This window comes from Microbispora cellulosiformans (assembly GCF_008728085.1).
Lineage (GTDB): Bacteria > Actinomycetota > Actinomycetes > Streptosporangiales > Streptosporangiaceae > Microbispora > Microbispora amethystogenes.
In genome coordinates this window covers 677,948-694,121 of record NZ_VYTZ01000001.1, presented here as the reverse complement: position 1 = coordinate 694,121, position 16,174 = coordinate 677,948, and the positions used below count along the sequence as shown (strand labels likewise).

At 74.0% G+C, this 16,174-nt stretch carries 8 protein-coding genes; 7 read left to right on the top strand and 1 reads right to left on the bottom strand.

From position 1 onward, the window contains the following. The first annotated feature begins 27 nt into the window (after positions 1 to 27). On the top strand, positions 28 to 1,575 hold the full coding sequence (gene guaA / locus F5972_RS02810) for a glutamine-hydrolyzing GMP synthase (RefSeq protein WP_150930748.1): 1,548 nt from the start codon (positions 28 to 30) through the stop codon (positions 1,573 to 1,575). Between the two features lie 47 nt (positions 1,576 to 1,622). After that, a complete protein-coding gene (locus F5972_RS02805) occupies positions 1,623 to 2,909 on the top strand; it encodes an acyltransferase family protein (RefSeq protein ID WP_225311112.1) in 1,287 nt (428 codons plus the stop codon). On the opposite strand, the gene F5972_RS02800 is transcribed toward F5972_RS02805, so the two are convergent. Next, positions 2,848 to 3,588, bottom strand: coding sequence for a polysaccharide deacetylase family protein (locus tag F5972_RS02800; protein ID WP_150930746.1), 741 nt, complete (start codon positions 3,586 to 3,588; stop codon positions 2,848 to 2,850). The genes F5972_RS02805 and F5972_RS02800 overlap by 62 nt on opposite strands. Before the next feature lie 230 nt (positions 3,589 to 3,818). Here F5972_RS02800 and F5972_RS02795 point away from each other — a divergent pair, with 230 nt between their 5' ends. The 5 genes from F5972_RS02795 (at position 3,819) to F5972_RS02775 (ending at position 16,148) form a co-directional block, all read left to right on the top strand. Further along, positions 3,819 to 5,807, top strand: a complete 1,989-nt coding sequence (locus F5972_RS02795) for a glycosyltransferase (protein WP_150930744.1) — start codon at positions 3,819 to 3,821, stop codon at positions 5,805 to 5,807. Further along, positions 5,804 to 7,438 carry a glycosyltransferase gene (locus F5972_RS02790; protein WP_191909911.1) on the top strand — a complete coding sequence of 545 codons (1,635 nt, stop codon included), beginning with the start codon at positions 5,804 to 5,806 and terminating at the stop codon, positions 7,436 to 7,438. The genes F5972_RS02795 and F5972_RS02790 overlap by 4 nt, the downstream gene beginning before the upstream one ends. Next, complete coding sequence (locus tag F5972_RS02785) at positions 7,420 to 11,154, top strand: bifunctional glycosyltransferase/CDP-glycerol:glycerophosphate glycerophosphotransferase (RefSeq protein ID WP_150930740.1); 3,735 nt, start codon at positions 7,420 to 7,422, stop codon at positions 11,152 to 11,154. The genes F5972_RS02790 and F5972_RS02785 overlap by 19 nt, the downstream gene beginning before the upstream one ends. Positions 11,155 to 11,334: 180 nt before the next feature. Further along, positions 11,335 to 14,310, top strand: coding sequence for a bifunctional glycosyltransferase/CDP-glycerol:glycerophosphate glycerophosphotransferase (locus F5972_RS02780; protein WP_150930738.1), 2,976 nt, complete (start codon positions 11,335 to 11,337; stop codon positions 14,308 to 14,310). Continuing rightward, the gene (locus tag F5972_RS02775; RefSeq protein ID WP_150930736.1) at positions 14,307 to 16,148 is read left to right on the top strand and encodes a glycosyltransferase family 39 protein; all 1,842 of its coding nucleotides are present in this window, start codon (positions 14,307 to 14,309) and stop codon (positions 16,146 to 16,148) included. The genes F5972_RS02780 and F5972_RS02775 overlap by 4 nt, the downstream gene beginning before the upstream one ends. Positions 16,149 to 16,174 lie beyond the last annotated feature (26 nt).

Genomic DNA, 16,174 nt, shown 5'->3' with positions numbered 1-16,174 from the left:
TCGCATCCTTCCTGGGGGTCCCTTCCAGTGTCCGACTTCGACACCGTCCTCGTCGTGGACTTCGGCGCGCAGTACGCGCAGCTGATCGCGCGACGGGTGCGTGAGTGCCACGTCTACTCCGAGATCGTCCCGTCGACGATGCCGGTCTCCGAGATGCTGGAGAGGAAGCCCAAGGCGATCATCCTGTCCGGCGGCCCGTCGTCGGTGTACGCCGAGGGCGCCCCGCCCGTGCCGGACGGCCTGTTCGAGACCGGGGTGCCGACCTTCGGCATCTGCTACGGCTTCCAGGCCATGGCCAGGGCCCTCGGGGGTGAGGTCGCCAAGACCGGCACCGCCGAGTTCGGCGGGACCTCGCTCAAGGTCCTGCAGGAGGGCCTGCTGTTCGCCGGGCTGCCCGTCGCGCAGACCGTCTGGATGTCGCACGGCGACTCGGTGGTCGGCGCCCCGGCCGGGTTCTCCGTCACCGCCGCCACCTCCGCCACCCCGGTCGCCGCGATGGAGGACTCCTCCCGCGGCCTGTACGGCGTGCAGTTTCACCCCGAGGTGCTGCACTCCGAGCACGGGCAGCAGGTGCTCAGGCACTTCCTGGAGGCGGCCGGCTGCCGCCCCTCGTGGACCATGCTCAACATCGTCGAAGACGCCGTGGAGGCCGTGCGCGCCCAGGTGGGCGACGGCCGGGCGATCTGCGGGCTGTCGGGCGGCGTCGACTCCGCCGTCGCCGCCGCGATCGTCCAGCGGGCCATTGGTGACCGACTGACCTGCGTCTTCGTCGACCACGGCCTGCTGCGCAAGGGCGAGGCCGAGCAGGTCGAGCGCGACTTCGTCGAGGTCACCGGCGTGAAGCTGCGGGTCGTGGACGCCTCCGAGCGCTTCCTCAAGGCGCTGTCGGGCGTGACCGACCCCGAGGAGAAGCGCAAGATCATCGGCCGGGAGTTCATCCGGGTCTTCGAGGACGAGGCCCGCGCCATCATCGCCGACGGGCCGGTCGACTTCCTCGTCCAGGGCACCCTCTATCCGGACGTCGTCGAGTCGGGCGGCGGCACCGGCACCGCCAACATCAAGTCCCACCACAACGTCGGCGGGCTCCCCGACGACCTCAAGTTCCAGCTCGTGGAGCCGTTGCGCACGCTGTTCAAGGACGAGGTGCGGCGGGCCGGCGAGGAGCTCGGCCTGCCCCCGGCGATGGTCTGGCGTCAGCCGTTCCCCGGGCCCGGCCTCGGCATCCGGATCATCGGCGAGGTCACCCGCGAGCGCCTCGACCTGCTGCGCGAGGCCGACGCCATCGCCCGTGAGGAGCTGACCCGCGCCGGTCTCGACCGCGACATCTGGCAGTGCCCGGTCGTGCTGCTGGCCGACGTCCGCTCGGTCGGCGTGCAGGGCGACGGCCGCACCTACGGCCATCCGGTCGTCCTGCGCCCGGTGACCTCCGAGGACGCGATGACCGCCGACTGGTCGCGGGTGCCGTACGACGTGCTGGCCCGGATCTCCACCCGGATCACCAACGAGGTGCGGGAGGTCAACCGGGTGGTGCTCGACGTGACGAGCAAGCCGCCGGGCACCATCGAATGGGAGTGACCGGTAACAACCGGTGTGAATCCGGCGTGGCCGGATAGTGTTGCTCGGTGACTGCCACAGAGCGCGAGACCCCGCGGCCTGACGCCACGCCACCGCACGCTGCCGATCGTCCTGCCGAGAGTTCTGCCCAAAGCCCTGCCGGACGCTCCGCCGGGGCCGGTCGGCTGGCCTGGCTCGACGCGCTGCGCGGGATCGGCGCGATGGCGGTGGTCGCCGAGCACGCGCTTCCCTGGGTGATGCCGTCGCTCCGCCCCTACTGGTTCAACCTGGGCATGTACGGCGTGCTGGTCTTCTTCCTGGTCAGCGGGTACATCATCCCCGCGTCCCTGGAGAAGAGGGGCGACGTCGGCGCGTTCTGGATCAGCCGGGTCTTCCGCCTGTATCCCCTCTATCTGCTCGTGATCGTCTTCGTGCTGGTCATGGCGGTCTGGGTGCCGGTGCGCCAGGAGGTGCCCCGCCATCCCTCGGCCGTGGCCGCGCACCTGAGCATGCTGCTCGACGTCGTCCACATCGGCGCCGTCGCCGACCCGATGTGGACGCTGTCGTACGAGATGGTGTTCTACCTGCTGGTGACCGCGTTGTTCGCGGGCGGGATGCACCGGCGCAGCGGGACGCTGGCGATCGTTTTCGGGGTGATCGCGGTCGCCGCCGGGCTGGTGCTCTCGGCGCCGCTGCTGCCCGGCCACTGGCCGGCCGTCGCGGCCAGTGTGGTGTTCGTCGCGGGCCTCGCCTGCCTGATCACGGGCCGGTTCCGCACGGTCGCGGCGTACGCGCTGGGCCTGATGGCGCTCGTGCTGCTGCTGTTCGGCAGCTTCGTGCCGTGGTTCGGCGCGGCCATCCTCGCGGTGATGTTCACGGGGACGGCGCTGTACCGGTGGGAGCGGGGCACGGCCGGGCTCGGCCCGGTCGTGGCCGCGGCGGTCCTCGTGGCCGCCGCGCCCGTGTGGTCGGCGCAGGCCGGCTGGTGGTGGGTGCAGCCCGACGTCTGGATCACGACGATCGTGCTCGCCGGGGTGACGTTCGCGATCGGCATGGCGCTGCGCGGCAGGCGCGTCCCCGGCGTGCTGACCTGGCTCGGCCTGATCAGCTATTCGGTGTACCTGCTGCACCATCCGCTGCTGAAGTATCTCAACGCGCTCGTCGGCGACCTGAAGTCGGTGACGGACACCGGCCGGGCGGCCCTCGCGCTCGGCTACCTCGCGGGGATGCTCACGCTGAGCTGGCTGACCTACCGCTTCGTGGAGTCGCCGGCCCAGCGTCTGGGCCGGCGGATCACTCGACGGTCATCGTCATCGAGTCACGCGTCGGGTCGGGATATACCTGTCCCGGGATGAGCTCCTCGCCCTCCAGCAGGGTGGACACGGTGACGAAGTGGTAGCCCTGGGCGGTCAGCTCCTTGAGCACCTTCGGCATCGAGTCCACGGTCTCCTTGACCGTCTCGTGCATCAGGACGACCTCGCCCTCCCCGGCCACCTCCAGGGCCCGTGAGGTGAGGAGGTCCACGTCCCGGTAGTCCTTGATGTAGTCCTTCGTGGCGGACGTGCCCGGGATCTGGACGAGCCCGAACTTGGCGGTGATCTCCTCCACGCCGCCGTTGCGCAGCCCGCCGGGCGCGCGGAAGACCACCGGCGCCTTCCCGGTCGTCTTCGTGATCAGCCGCTGGGTGTCGCCGATCTTCTTGTTGATCTCGGCGTATGTGAGCTCGGTCAGATACCTGCCGTCCCACGAGTGGTTGCCGATCTCGTGGCCGGCCTTGGCGATGGCCTGGGTGAGCTTCGGGTGCTTCTTCACCTCGGAGCCGATGAGGAAGAACGTGGCCTTCGCCTTGTACTTGGCGAGGGTCTTCAGCAGCGCCTGGTTGTACTGGCCCGGACCATCGTCGAAGGTCAGGGCGATGCACTTGTGGGTCGCGCAGAACGGCTCACGGGCCGCGCGAGCATGGGCGGGGGCAGGGAGGGCGGTCGTCGCGAGGGCGCACGCGACCGCGAGAGGGATCAGACGACGTACGGCCATGGGGGGTACTCCTCGGAAATCTACAAGGCGGCATCGTAACGCGTCCGCCGCCACTTCATCCCCTCCAGTCCGGTTCGGGCATGCAAATCCGGCATGGACATCCGGCGTCGAGTCAGGGCCGGGAGCCGGCAAACCTTCGGCCAAGGAAGGGACTAAGGCGACTCCCGCGCGGGTGCGGTTCGCGATGCTGGGCCGGTCGGATGAGGAACCACGCAGCGTGAGGAGGGCGGGTGAGGCGAACCGCCACCCGGTCGGCGTGGGGGACGTGGATCGGCTTCGAATCCTGTCCGTCGCTGCTCGGCCGCCTCGTCGAGGGCTTCTCCGGCCCGTGGACACCGCTGGAGGACCTTCCCGTCCCCGCGCCCGCGCAGGAGACCGCCCCTGTGCGGGAGACCGGTCTTGTGCCGGAGACTGCGCACTCGCGGGAGACCGGTCCCGTGGAGAAGCCCGCGCTTTCGTGGGAGGCCGCAGTGGCGGAGACCGCGTCCGTGCTGGAGACGGGGTGCGTGCTGGAGACCGCGTCTGTGTTGGAGACGGGGTGCGTGGTGCTCGCGGCACGGTCCCCGGCCGACCTTCGTAGGGCCGTACCGCTGAGGGCCCTGCTGCCGCGGGCGCCGCGCGTGCGGATCGCCGTCGCGGACGTGCCGCCCTGGGCGGGCCGGCCGCTCCCGGCCACCGGGCAGGCGTCCTGCTGGCGCCTGCTGACCGGGCTACGGGTCGCCCGCCGCGGGCGCGGCTGGCACCTGGATGCCGCCTTCAGCGAGCCCGTCGCCGCCGGGGAGATCCTGGCCCACGTCGCGTACGGCCTCTTCGGCACGGCCGGGACCACCACGCCCGTGGCCGGGCTGGCGGGTATGGGCGCGGCCGAGTGGCGGCCCGGCGACGCCAACGCCACCCTCGCGCCCGCGGACGGCCCGGTGCCGGACCGCCGCGACGCCCCCGGCTGCGACCTGCGCGTGCGAGCCGGCGCCTCCCGCGTCCCGCCGGTGGACGAGGCCGTCGTCAACCCGATCGGGTTCCGGCCGCACCCGGAGGAGGGGGTCGCGGAACTCGTACCGCACCGGGACGGGTTCGCCCTCACCTGCGGCTCCACGACTCTCGTACGGCTGCCGCCGAGCGGGCGCGTCACGGATGTGGACGTCGCCCGCCTGCGCGACATCCGCGGAGTCGCGGTGCCCACGTCTGCCGGGTTGGCTTCCGCTGGGTCTGCGGCCGCTGGGTTCGCGTCTGCTGCGCCCATGTTTGCCGGGTCCGCGCCGGTCGTGGCGCGTGTCGTGGCCGCGCTGGCGGCCGCCGGGGTCCCGGTGCTGGCCGAGCCCGACCCGGCGCGGGACGAGGCGCTCGGCTCCGCGCTCGCCGCCGTCCTCGCCACCGTGACCACCGAGGCGCTCGCGTGCGACCTGCGCCGCGAGGAAATCAGCATCCGGCTGCGCAGGACCGCGCTGCGCGAGCACGGCTCCGCCGCGTGCTGGCGGCGGCTCGCCGCGGAAGCCGGCCTGTCCGCACCGCCGCCACCACGGGTGTCGATCCTGCTGTGCACCCGCCGCCCGGAGATGCTTCCGTTCGCGTTGGAGCAGATGGAGCGCCAGCGCGGCGTGACGGCCGAACTGATCGTGGGGCTCCACGGCTTCACCGCGCGGGAGGCGCCGCTTCCGCGCACGTCGTTGCCGGTCACCGTGATCGAGGCGCCCGGGACGACGCCGTTCGGCGAGGTCCTGAACCGGATGGCGGCCGCCGCGTCCGGGTCGTACCTCGCGAAGGTGGACGACGACGACTGGTACGGCCCCGACCACCTCGCCGATCTCCTGCTCGCCCGGCTCTACAGCGGAGCCGACCTGGTCGGGTCGGCCGCGGAGTTCGTCTACCTGGAGCAACTCGACGTGACGATCAGGCGGTGCATCGGCACCGAGCGCTTCGCGCCGCTGGTGGCCGGGGGGACGATGCTGGTCACCCGGGCCGCGTTCGAGGCGGCCGGCGGCTTCCGGCCGCTGCCGAGGACGGTCGACGGCCAGCTTCTGCAGGCCGTCGAGACGGCGGGCGGCCGGATCTACCGCACCCACGGGTTCGGCTACCTGCTGCGCCGCCGCAGCGCGTACGGCCACACCTGGCGGCAGCCGGTGCAGTCGTTCCTCGCGTCCTACCAGGAGCAGTGGCGCGGGCTGGTCTTCAACGGTCTGATGAAGGACGGTGCCCCATGGCGGGCGGAGGTGAGGACGTGACGGGGGGCGTGCGCATCCCGCTCAACGACTACGGGGTGCTCGGGCAGCCGCCGGCGCCGGGGGAGTGGACCCCCACGCTCACAGTGAGCGTGGTCATCCCCGCCCACCGCGCGGAGCACACGCTGCCGCTGACGCTGGCGAGCCTGGCCCGGCAGACCTACCCGGCCCACCTGATGGAGGTCGTGGTGGTGGACGACGGCGAGCGGCCCGCGCCGCCACCCTCCGCGTGGCCGGTGCCGGAACGGCTGCGCGTGGTCCGTCCGCGCGCCGGCTCGTGGGGGAGGGCGAGCGCCTGCGCGGCCGGGGCGGAGGCGGCCGAGGGCCAGGTGATCCTCTTTCTCGACGCCGACCTCGTGCTGTTCCCCGAACACGTCGAGGCCCAGATGCGCTGGCACCACCTCGCGGACCACCTGGTCGTGCTCGGGCACCTGAGGTTCGTGCCGGGCCTGGACGAGATCCCGGCGAGCGAGGTGCTCGCCGCCGTCGAGGCGGGCGCGGTGGACAAGCTGTTCGCCGAGGAGGACGCCACCCCGCAGTGGACCGAGGGGCGCTGGGACCAGACCGACGACCTGCGCGCGGCGGGCTTCACCGCGTTCTCCGTCATGGTGGGGGCGACGGCGTCGCTGCCCGCGTCGTTGCTGCGGGCCGCCGGGGGCCTGGACGCGTCGCTCGTCCTCGGCGAGGACACCGAACTGGGCTACCGGCTCGCCCAGGCGGGGGCCGTCTTCGTGCCCGACCGCGGCGCCCGCTGCTGGCATCTCGGCCGCTCGACCGTGATGCGCCGTGAGCCGGAGGTGAAGCGGCACAACTGGCCCTACCTCGCCGAACGCGTGCCCGTCTTCCGCTGGCTGCGCAGGCACCCGCACCGCACCTACCTCGTGCCGTACGTCGAGGTCGTGGTCGACGTGGGGGACGCGTCGTTCGAGGAGGTCAGGGCGACGGTCGACGGCGTGCTCGCGGGGCGCCTGCCGGACGTGCGGGTGACCGTAACCGGGCCGTGGGGGCGGCTCCGCGGCGGACGGCGGGACCCCCTCGGCGATTCGTCGCTCGACCTGCGCCTGATGCTGGCCTGCTACGAGGGCGAGCCCAGGGTCCGGTTCCGCGAGACCGTGCCGGACGACTGCTTCCCGGTGCCGTTCCGATTCCACTGCCCGCCGGGCTGGGTCCCGTCGCGCGGCACCATCGGGGCGGTCGTCAAGCACGCCGACCGGCAGCGGCTGGGGATCGTCTCCCTCGCACTCGACGAACGGGAGGACGGCGAGGTCGTCCACGCCCGGCTGGAGCGGACGGCCGCCGTCACCCGCGCCCGCCGCTGCGCCCGGCCCGGAGACGACCTCGACGACCTGATCCACGAGATGTTCGGCACGGTGTGGGACGCCGGCGACAAGTGGGGACTCCTGCCCGCCGGGAGCGCGGAGAGTGCAGGCAGTGCCGGGGGCGCCGGGGGTGCCGGGGGCGCCGCCCCGCCTGGCCCCGGCCGCGCCTGGACGGGTGGTTCCGGTGCCACGCCGGGCGCCGGGAGCGAGTCCGCCCGTTCCGGGGCACGGCCGTTGCGCCGCACCGCCCGCCTGCTGCGCCGGCGCCTGCGCGCCCTCGTGCGAAAGGACCGCCCGTGCCCCGCATCAGTGTGATCGTCCCGATCTACGACGTGGAACCGTACCTCGCCGCCTGTCTGGCCTCGGTCGCCGCGCAGACCTGGGAGGACGTCGAGGTCGTCATGGTCGACGACGGATCGCCCGACGGCAGCGCCGGCATCGCCGCCGAGTTCGCCGAGAAGGACGCGCGCTTCAGGTTGATCCGCCAGGCCAACGCGGGGCTCGGTGCGGCACGCAACACGGGGGTGCGTCACGCGACCGGGGACCACCTCATGTTCCTCGACAGCGACGACCTGCTGCCCGCGCACGCCCTCGAATACCTCCTGGCCGCCCTGGAGCGGACCGGGTCCGACCTCGCCACCGGCAACGTGCTGCGGCTGGACGGCCGGGGCGCCCGCCAGTCGGCCATGCACCGGCCCGTCTTCGCCGACGCGGCGGACGCCACCCACATCACCCGCAGGCACGCGCTGCTGCGCGACCGCCTGGTCACCAACAAGCTTTGGCGTCGTTCGTTCTGGGACGCCCACGGCTTCGCCTTCCCTGAGGGCGTCCTGTACGAGGACATCGCGGTGGCGCTGCGCGCCCACTTCCTGGCGCGGTCGGCCGACGTGCTGCCCGCCCCGGTCTACCTCTGGCGGCGGCGCGAGGGCGGCGGTCCCTCGGCGACTCCCTCGGTCACCCCTTCGGCCGTTCCTTCGATCGCCCCTTCGATCACGCAGGACAAGACGCGGGCCGGGCATCTGGAGGGCCGGTTCGCCGCCGTCACCGAAGTGCGCCGTTTCCTGAGCGAGCACAACTTCACCGCGCACATCCACGCCTGGGACCACGCCGTTCTCGACGCCGACCTGACGAACTTCCTCGACGTGCTCGACCAGGGGTCCCCCGCCTTCCAGGACCGCTTCCTCGACCTCGCCGGCCGCTATCTCGACGAGGTGGCGTCATGCGTACTCGACGACCTGCCCGCCCTGCGGCGGGTGGAGTGGCACCTGGTGCGGGAACGCCGCCTCGCCGACCTGCTGGACGTCCTCGCCTGGGACCGGGAGGTGGAGCCAGACCGGCGGCTCGTCCGCAGGATGGGAGGCCACCACCTGAACGTCCCCCTCGCGCGCGACTCCCAGCGTGACCCCGAGCGCGACTCTGTACGCGACATCCCGGCCGCCGTCACCAGGGCCAGGGACGAACTCGTCCCCCGGCACCGCATCGACGCGATCCGGTGGGAGGACGGCGTGCTCGTGGTCGAGGGCCGGACGGCTCCGCCGTACCTCCGCCCGACCCGGCGCATCCACCAGCAGGTCTTCGCCGCGCTCGTCCACGAGCGGACCGGACGCCGGATCCGGGTCCCGGCCGCCGTCACCAGGGCCCGGGTGACGGCGAAGGGCGCGGAACGGGACTGGGGCGGCTTCCGGCTCGCGATCGACCCAGGGGTGCTCGCCCGGCCGGGCAGGCTCGGGCGGTGGCACGTCGAGCTTCGAGTCCTCCACCGGGGGGTCGTCCGACGCGGGCGGTTGTCCGATCCGCGCGCCGCCGCCGCGTCCGTGGTGGAGGCGGGCTACCGGAGCGTGGGCCCCGACCACTACGTCGCGCCGCTGCTCGGCGAGACGGGTGACCTGGTCCTGCGCGCCGTTCGGGAGACCGCGCGGGTGGTCACCGGCGAGGTGCGCGACGGCCGCCTGCGACTCGTGGGCCACGTCGTCAACGACCTCGGTCCATGCCCGGTGCTCCAGGTCACCCGGCGTCCCGGCGGGATTCCCCGTACGTACCCCGTGAACGTCGACCGGCGCACGTTCGAGGCCGTGGTCGATCTGCGCGACCTGCTGCCCGCGTCCCGGCACACGGTGCCGGCGGAGGTCGCCGTGCCGTACACGTGCTGGGAGGTCGAGGTGCGGGCCGCGGGCGGGGAGGCGACGCCGGTGACCGTCGCCGACGACGTGCCGCTCGGCCGGTACGGGCTGGGCGGACCGGCCGGCCGGGAGATCGTCGTGTTCCGCGACCGGACCGGCGGCCTGGTCCTGCGCGACCAGCCCATGGCGGCGTACGCCGACCTCGCCGAGTGGCTTCCCGGCGGTGAACTGCTCATCGAGGGTGGTCTCGCCGTGCCGCACGAGGTGTCCGCGCTGGTGGTGACCGCGCTCGACCCCGTCGTCACCGGGTACGGCGAGTGGTCGCTGCCGATCGAGGGCTCCGGCACCCGGTTCCGGGCGCGGCTCACGCCCGAAGAGGTTGCCGGCCCCGCCGGGCGGCTGTCGCTGCCCCGCGGGCGGTATGCGCTCTCGGTGCGCGCCCGTCCGGTCCCGGATCCCCGCGCGCTGGACCCGCGCGCGCCGGGTTCGCAGGCGCCGGGTTCGCAGGCGTCGGCCGGGGCCGCCGGAAGGCCGGAACCACCCGTCCGGCCGGAACCGCTGGGGCCGTTGGAGCCGGTCGTGCCGTTCGCGCCGCTGACACCGATCGTGCCCGTCGAACCGACTGTGCCTCTGGAGCCTCTGGGGGCGATCGAGCGGGCCAAGCCGGTGGACCTGCCGTTGGAGTTCGACACCGACGTGCCGGCGATCCACCAGACGGCCCGCCGTACGTTCGGGATCGTCGTGCCGGGCCCGGGTCGTGCCGTGCTGACGGTGAGCGGCGACCTGACCGCCGACGAGCGCGGAAAGAAGGCCCAGCGGACGCTGCGCACGCGGACATACCCGCAGATGCGGGGACGGCCACTGCGGGACGCCGTCCTGTTCGACGGGGGAGGCGGCACCCGTTTCGGCGGCAGCCCGAGGGCGGTGTGCGAGGAACTGCGCCGCCGGGGGACCGACGTGCCGTTGCTGTGGAACGTGCGGGACGGCCAGGTCGCCCTGCCCGGCGACATCGAACCGGTGCGCACATTGGGGCGGGAGCACTATGAGGCCCTCGCCCGGTGCCGCTACATCGTCACCGACGCGCCGCTGCCACCGTGGTTCGAGCGCAGGCCCGGCCAGGTGGTCGTACAGACCTGGCAGGGGCCTGTGCTCACCTGGCAGTGGCCTGCGCCCACCGAGCCTGTGTCCACCGAGCCTGGGTCTGCCGAGTCTGTGCCCACTGAGCCCGGGCGTACGTCCACGGACGCGGCCGGCGTCCCCGGGGCGGGTCAGTGGACCCATCTCGTGTCCGCGGGCCCGTGGTGGACGCCGCTGCTGCGGCGGACGCCCGGCTTCGAGGGAGAGGTGCCGGAGACCGGCCTGCCGTGCGACGACCTGCTGACCGGCCCCGACGCCCGCGACCGCGCCGCGGAGGTGCGGTGCCGCCTCGGCCTGCCGGAGCACGCCCGCGTGCTGCTGTACGCCGCAGGGGAGCACGACACGCTCGACGCCGGGCGCCTGGCGGCCGGGCTTCCGGAAGGCCACGTCCTGCTAGTCCGCCATCCGGCGGCCGCCGGGCCGGATGCCGTCCGCCTGCGGGACGTCAGCGGCCATCCGGACCCGCACGAGCTGTACCTCGCCGCCGACATCCTGGTCACCGGGGACGTGGCGGCGGTGTTCGACTTCGCCGTGACGGGACGCCCGGTGCTCCTGCATGCCGGGCGGCCGCGGGATCTGTGGCTTCTGCCCGAGGCGCCGGGGCCGGTGCTGCGCGGTGGCGCCGGGGCGGAGGACGCGGTGCTCGACGCGCTCACGCACCTGGACGAGGTGGCGGACAAGCACCGGGACGCGTACGCCGCGTTCCTGGCGAGGTATCGCCCGATGGCCGACGGACAGGCCGCCCGCCGCCTGGTGGACGCCCTGTTCGGCTGACCACCTGTTCGGCTGGCCACCGCGATACGCGTGCCGCTCTTCGACGATCAGGGGTCGAAGACGTCGGTCGCGCCCCTGGCGATCGTGGGGCCGGCTCGCGGGTCAAGAGCGCGTAAAGCGATCGCAAAGCAATGGGGATGGGCCGGGTGGCGTGCCGCCGCGCATCGGCATCCTGACGGCGTGACGGAGCCTCCCAGGCTCTCGGTGGTCGTCCCGCTGCACGGCGGGGAGGAACACGCCGAGGAGTGCCTCAAGTCCCTGCACGCCCAGACTCTCGACGACATCGAGGTGATCCTCGCCGGACGGCTGGAGGGTCTGCGGCCGCCCGGCCCGGGGTTCACGCTGCTCGCGCTCGGCGACGGCGGTGACGATCCCGGCGCGGCCCGGAACGCGGGCGCGGCCTTCGCCACCGGCCGCTACCTCGCCTTCGCCGACCCCGGTTCGGTCGTCCCCGCCGACGCCTACCGCATGCTGGTCGACGCCCTCGACCACACCGGCTCGGACCTCGCCTGCGGCAGGATCCGCCGCTGGAGCCCGTACGCCTCCGGCGGGACCACCACGGAAACGGGACGTACGTCGGGGGCGGGATCGAGAGCCGGGGCGGCGGCGCGGTTGCGTACGCACATCACCCGGCACCCGAAGCTGCTGGACGACCCACGGGCGGGCGGCACGGTGTTCCGCCGGGAGTTCTGGAACAAGCACGGGTTCGCCTTCCCCGCGGGGCTGGGCGAGGACTTCCCGGTGACGATCCCCGCGCACGTGCTGTCCACCTCGGCCGACGTGCTCGGCGACGTGGTCTGCCTCACGCGCGGGTCCCGGCCGCCGGCCGATCCGCTGCGCCGCCTGCGGGCCATGCTGGAGGTGTCGGACCTGCTCGGTCGGCACGCGCCGCGACTGCGTGCGGCCTACGACCTGCGCCTCACCGAGGGGCCCGACCTCGAAGCGGTGCTGGACGCCGTACGCGACCGGGTCCCGGACGGGCTCGCCGAGGCCCTGGGCCGCCTGGACCCCGGCGCGGTCGAACGGCTGCCGGTCCTCGCGCGGCTCCGCATCCACTTCGCGGCGCACGGTATGACCGGCGAGCTGGCGGAGCTGCGGATGTTCGCCGAGTCGGAGATCAGGCACAGGGGAGTGCTCCGGCGCGGGCTGGTCCACCGCCGCTGGTATCTCGACTATCCCTTCCGCCGCGACCCCCGGCTCCCGCGTTCGCTGTTCGACGCGACCCGCGACCTGCGGCTGGTCGCCCGCGCCGACGACGTACGGCCGTCAGGCGGCAAACTCCTGCTGACCGGCCACGCGTACATCGCCCACCTGGACAGCGGACGCGGCCGGTTCGAGGTGTGGCTGCAGCGGGAGGAGGAGCGGATCGCCCTGCCGGTGCGGCGGATCCACAGGCCCGACGTGACCGCCGACTCCCGGCAGTCGGTCGTGTGCCACGACGACTCCGGCTTCGAGGCCGTCATCGCCCTCGACACCCTGCCTCCCGGCCGGTGGGCGCTGCACGCGCGGGTCCGGGCGCGGGGCGTGACCCGGGCGGGCCGGGCGACCGGGGCGCCGGGCGAGCGCGTCTTCGACGTCGCGGGCGTGCGGGTCTCCCTCACGCACGAGCGAGGCCTCACACTCACGGTCGGTGCCGCCGACGGCCCGCTCACCAAATCCGACGTCGGGCACGTCGGCGCTGTGCGCTGGACGGACGCGGGGGAGCTGGTCCTGGAGGGGCCGGGCCGGTTCCCCGGTGACCGGATCGCTTTGGAGCGCGGCGCCGAACGCCACTCCTGGCCGGTCCGTCAGGACGAGAACGGATGGACGGCCGTGATCGGCAGGACGGCCGACGGGCTGCCGCTCGCCGCCGGCACCTGGCGGGTGCTCGCCGGGGACGAGCGCGTCCGGCTCGGCCCGGCCCTGATCGCCGACCCGCCCCGGCCGCATGTCGCCGGGCTGCACGAGGTCTCCTTCCGTACGGCCCGCGACGGCGCGCTCAGCCTCGCGGTGCGGCCGGCTCTCGGCCCGCACGAACGGGGGCCGTACGCCACGCGCAGGCGCCTGGCCGCGGCCCGGTCCCGCACGAGCGGCCGCACCGGGCGACGGACGGCGTTGCGGAACGCGGCCGTCTTCGACAGTTACGGCGGCGGCCAGTATTCGTGCAACCCCCGGGCCGTGTCGGAGGAACTGGCGCGCCGTCACCCCGATGTCGAGATCGTCTGGGTCACCCGGGACGGGCAGTTCACGGTGCCCCCGGGCGTGCGCCTGGTCCTGCACGGCTCACGCGAGCACCAGGAGGCGCTGAGCACCAGCCGCTTCGTCGTGGCCAACCGGCGCACGCAGCCGGGCTGGTATCACAAGCCGCGCGGCCAGACCGTCGTGCAGACGTGGCACGGCACGCCGCTCAAGCGTCTGGGGCTCGACCTGGAGGGCATGCCGTACGCGCGGCAGGCGCCGCGGGCGGAGCTGACGCGGCAGGTGGCGACCTGGGACCTGCTGCTGTCGCCGAGCCCGTTCGCGACCTCCGCGTTGCGCCGCGCGTTCGGCTACGCGGGTGAGGTCCTGGAGTCGGGCTATCCCCGCAACGACGTGCTGTTCGACCCCGCACGCGCCCGGGCGGTACGGCGGCGGCTGGGCGTGCCGGACGACCGGCGGGTCGTCCTCTACGCCCCCACCTGGCGGGACGACGAGCCGGAGGGCGCGGGCCGGCTCGCCCTGGACCTCACCCGGGCGGCCCGGGCGCTGGACGACGACGACCTGCTGCTCGTACGAGCCCACTATCTGGTGGCGCGGCATCTGGCGATCCCCGAGGGACTCGGCCACCGGGTCCGCGACATCTCGAAATTTCCGGATATGGCCGACCTGCTGGCGGCCGCGGACGTGCTGGTCACCGACTACTCGTCGGCGATGTTCGACTTCGCCTGCACCGGGAGGCCGATGGTGTTCTTCGCCCCCGATCTGGAGCGCTACCGGGACGAGGTGCGCGGCTTCTATCTCGACTTCGAGGCCGTGGCCCCCGGGCCGGTCGTCAGGACCGGCGACGACCTGCTCGACGTGCTGCGGTACGGCGACCTCGGGCCCTTCGCGGCGCGTTACGAGGAGTTCGCCCGAAGGTTCTGCCCCTGGGACGACGGGCACGCCTCGGCGCGCGTGGTCACGCGCATGCTGCCGTGAGCGAGCGCGCCGGCGGCCGCGCCGCCGCTCCCGACGCCTCCAGCCCCACACCCCCACGATCAGCGCGGGCGCGGGCGGGCCGGGCGCGGGCGTTCCTCGGGAGGGCCGGCGTGCCGACGGGTGGGGTGGACGCGTTTCGCGCGAGGGCCGATGCGCGGGCGGGCCGGGTACGGACGTTCCTTGTGAGGGCCGGTGCGGTGGCGGGCCGGGTGCGAAGGCCGTCGGCCGTCACCGCCGTTCCGGCCGTGCTCGCGCTTGCCGCCGGGCTGTGGGACCTCGGCGGCCCGCCGCTGTGGCGCGATGAGGCCGCCACCGTGAGCGCGGCCGTACGCACCCTCCCGCAGACGGCCCACCTGCTGCGGTCGGTCGACGCCGTCCACGGCCTCTACTACGCGCTGATGCACATGGTCGCCGGTGTCTTCGGCACGGCCGAGGTGGCGCTGCGGCTGCCGTCGGTCCTCGCGGGGGCGCTGGCCGCCGCCGGGACCGGCGCACTCGGCCGCGCGCTCGGCCATCCCCGGGCGGGCCTGTACGGCGGGACGCTCCTGGCCCTCATGCCCATCTTCTCCAGGTATGTCCAGGAAGCGCGGCCGTACGCGATGACGACGGCCGCGGCCGTCGGTGTGACGCTGCTGCTCCTGCGCGTGCTGCGGTCGCCCACCCCGGCGGCGCTGGCCGGATACGCGGTGGCGCTGACCGTCCTCGCCTACCTCAACCTCTTCGCGTTCCTGGTCGCGGGGGCCCACGGCGTGGTCGTGGTCCTGTCACGGGGGCCGCTCGCGCGCTGGGCCTGTGCGACGGCGGCGTCGTCGGCGGCCGTGGCGCCGCTGGCCTGGCTCGGCTCCGGGCAGGGCGCGCAGGTGAGCTGGATCCGCCGGCCGGAGGCGGCCGACGTCGGACGGCTCGCCGTCCAGATGTTCGGGGATCTCGGTGCGACGACCCCGCCGCGCTGGCCGGGGCTCGCTCCACCGGGGCCGCTCGGCGTCGCCGCGCTCACGGCCCTCGGGGTCGCCCCGCTGGCTTGGGGTCTCGCCCTCCTCGGTCTCCTCCTCGGTCTGGTCAACGGCATCCGCGCCACACGGGCCGCCCGCGCCGCGAGCCCCGCATGCCGGGCCAAGGTGGGGGCGGGCGAGTGGGGCGACCCGTTCGAGGCGGGGTGGCGGGGCGCCGGGGGGCACGCGGCCCTGGTGCGGGTGACCGTGCCGTGGCTGCTCATTCCCGTGGCGGTGCTGTTGGTGGCGTCGTGGGCCGCGCATCCCGTGTACGTCTTCCGGTACGTCCTCTGCTGCGTCCCGGCGGCGGCGCTGCTGGCCGGTGCGGGTCTCGCCGCGCTGCCCACCGGCGTTGCCGTCGCCGCGCTGGCCGCCTGGATCGGGCTGTCGGTGCCGGGGCAGCTCGCCACACGCGGGCCGGACGGCAGGCAGGACGACCCGCGTCCGGTCCTGGCGCTGCTGGCCTCCGCCGCGCGGCCGGGGGACGGGGTGATGTTCGTGCCCGCGAAGGTCCGGAAATACGTCACGGTCTATCCGTCGGTCTTCGGCAGGCTGAGTGACGTCGCGCTGGTGCGGTCACCGGAACGGGACGGCAGCTTCGCGGGCCGCGAGGCCGGCCCCCGAGTGCTGGCCGCCCACCTCGCGGGGCTGCGTACGCTCTGGGTCGTCGGCCACACCGGCAAGGCGGGCCTCACCGGCCGCCGGCTCGACGTGGTGACCCGCGCGTTCGTCCCGGCCGGGCGCTGGACCTCGCGCGGCATGTACGCCGAGAGGTACGAGGCGCGCGGCGACACCCGGGCGAACGCTGCGGGCGCGAGAGGCGCGGCAGGCGGGACAGGAGCATAGGCCAGGCCGAGAGGTGACGGCGGGCG

Excerpts from the sequence above, each read along its gene's own strand:
- F5972_RS02800 (WP_150930746.1), bottom strand. The coding sequence starts at position 3,588 with ATGGCCGTACGTCGTCTGATCCCTCTCGCGGTCGCGTGCGCCCTCGCG.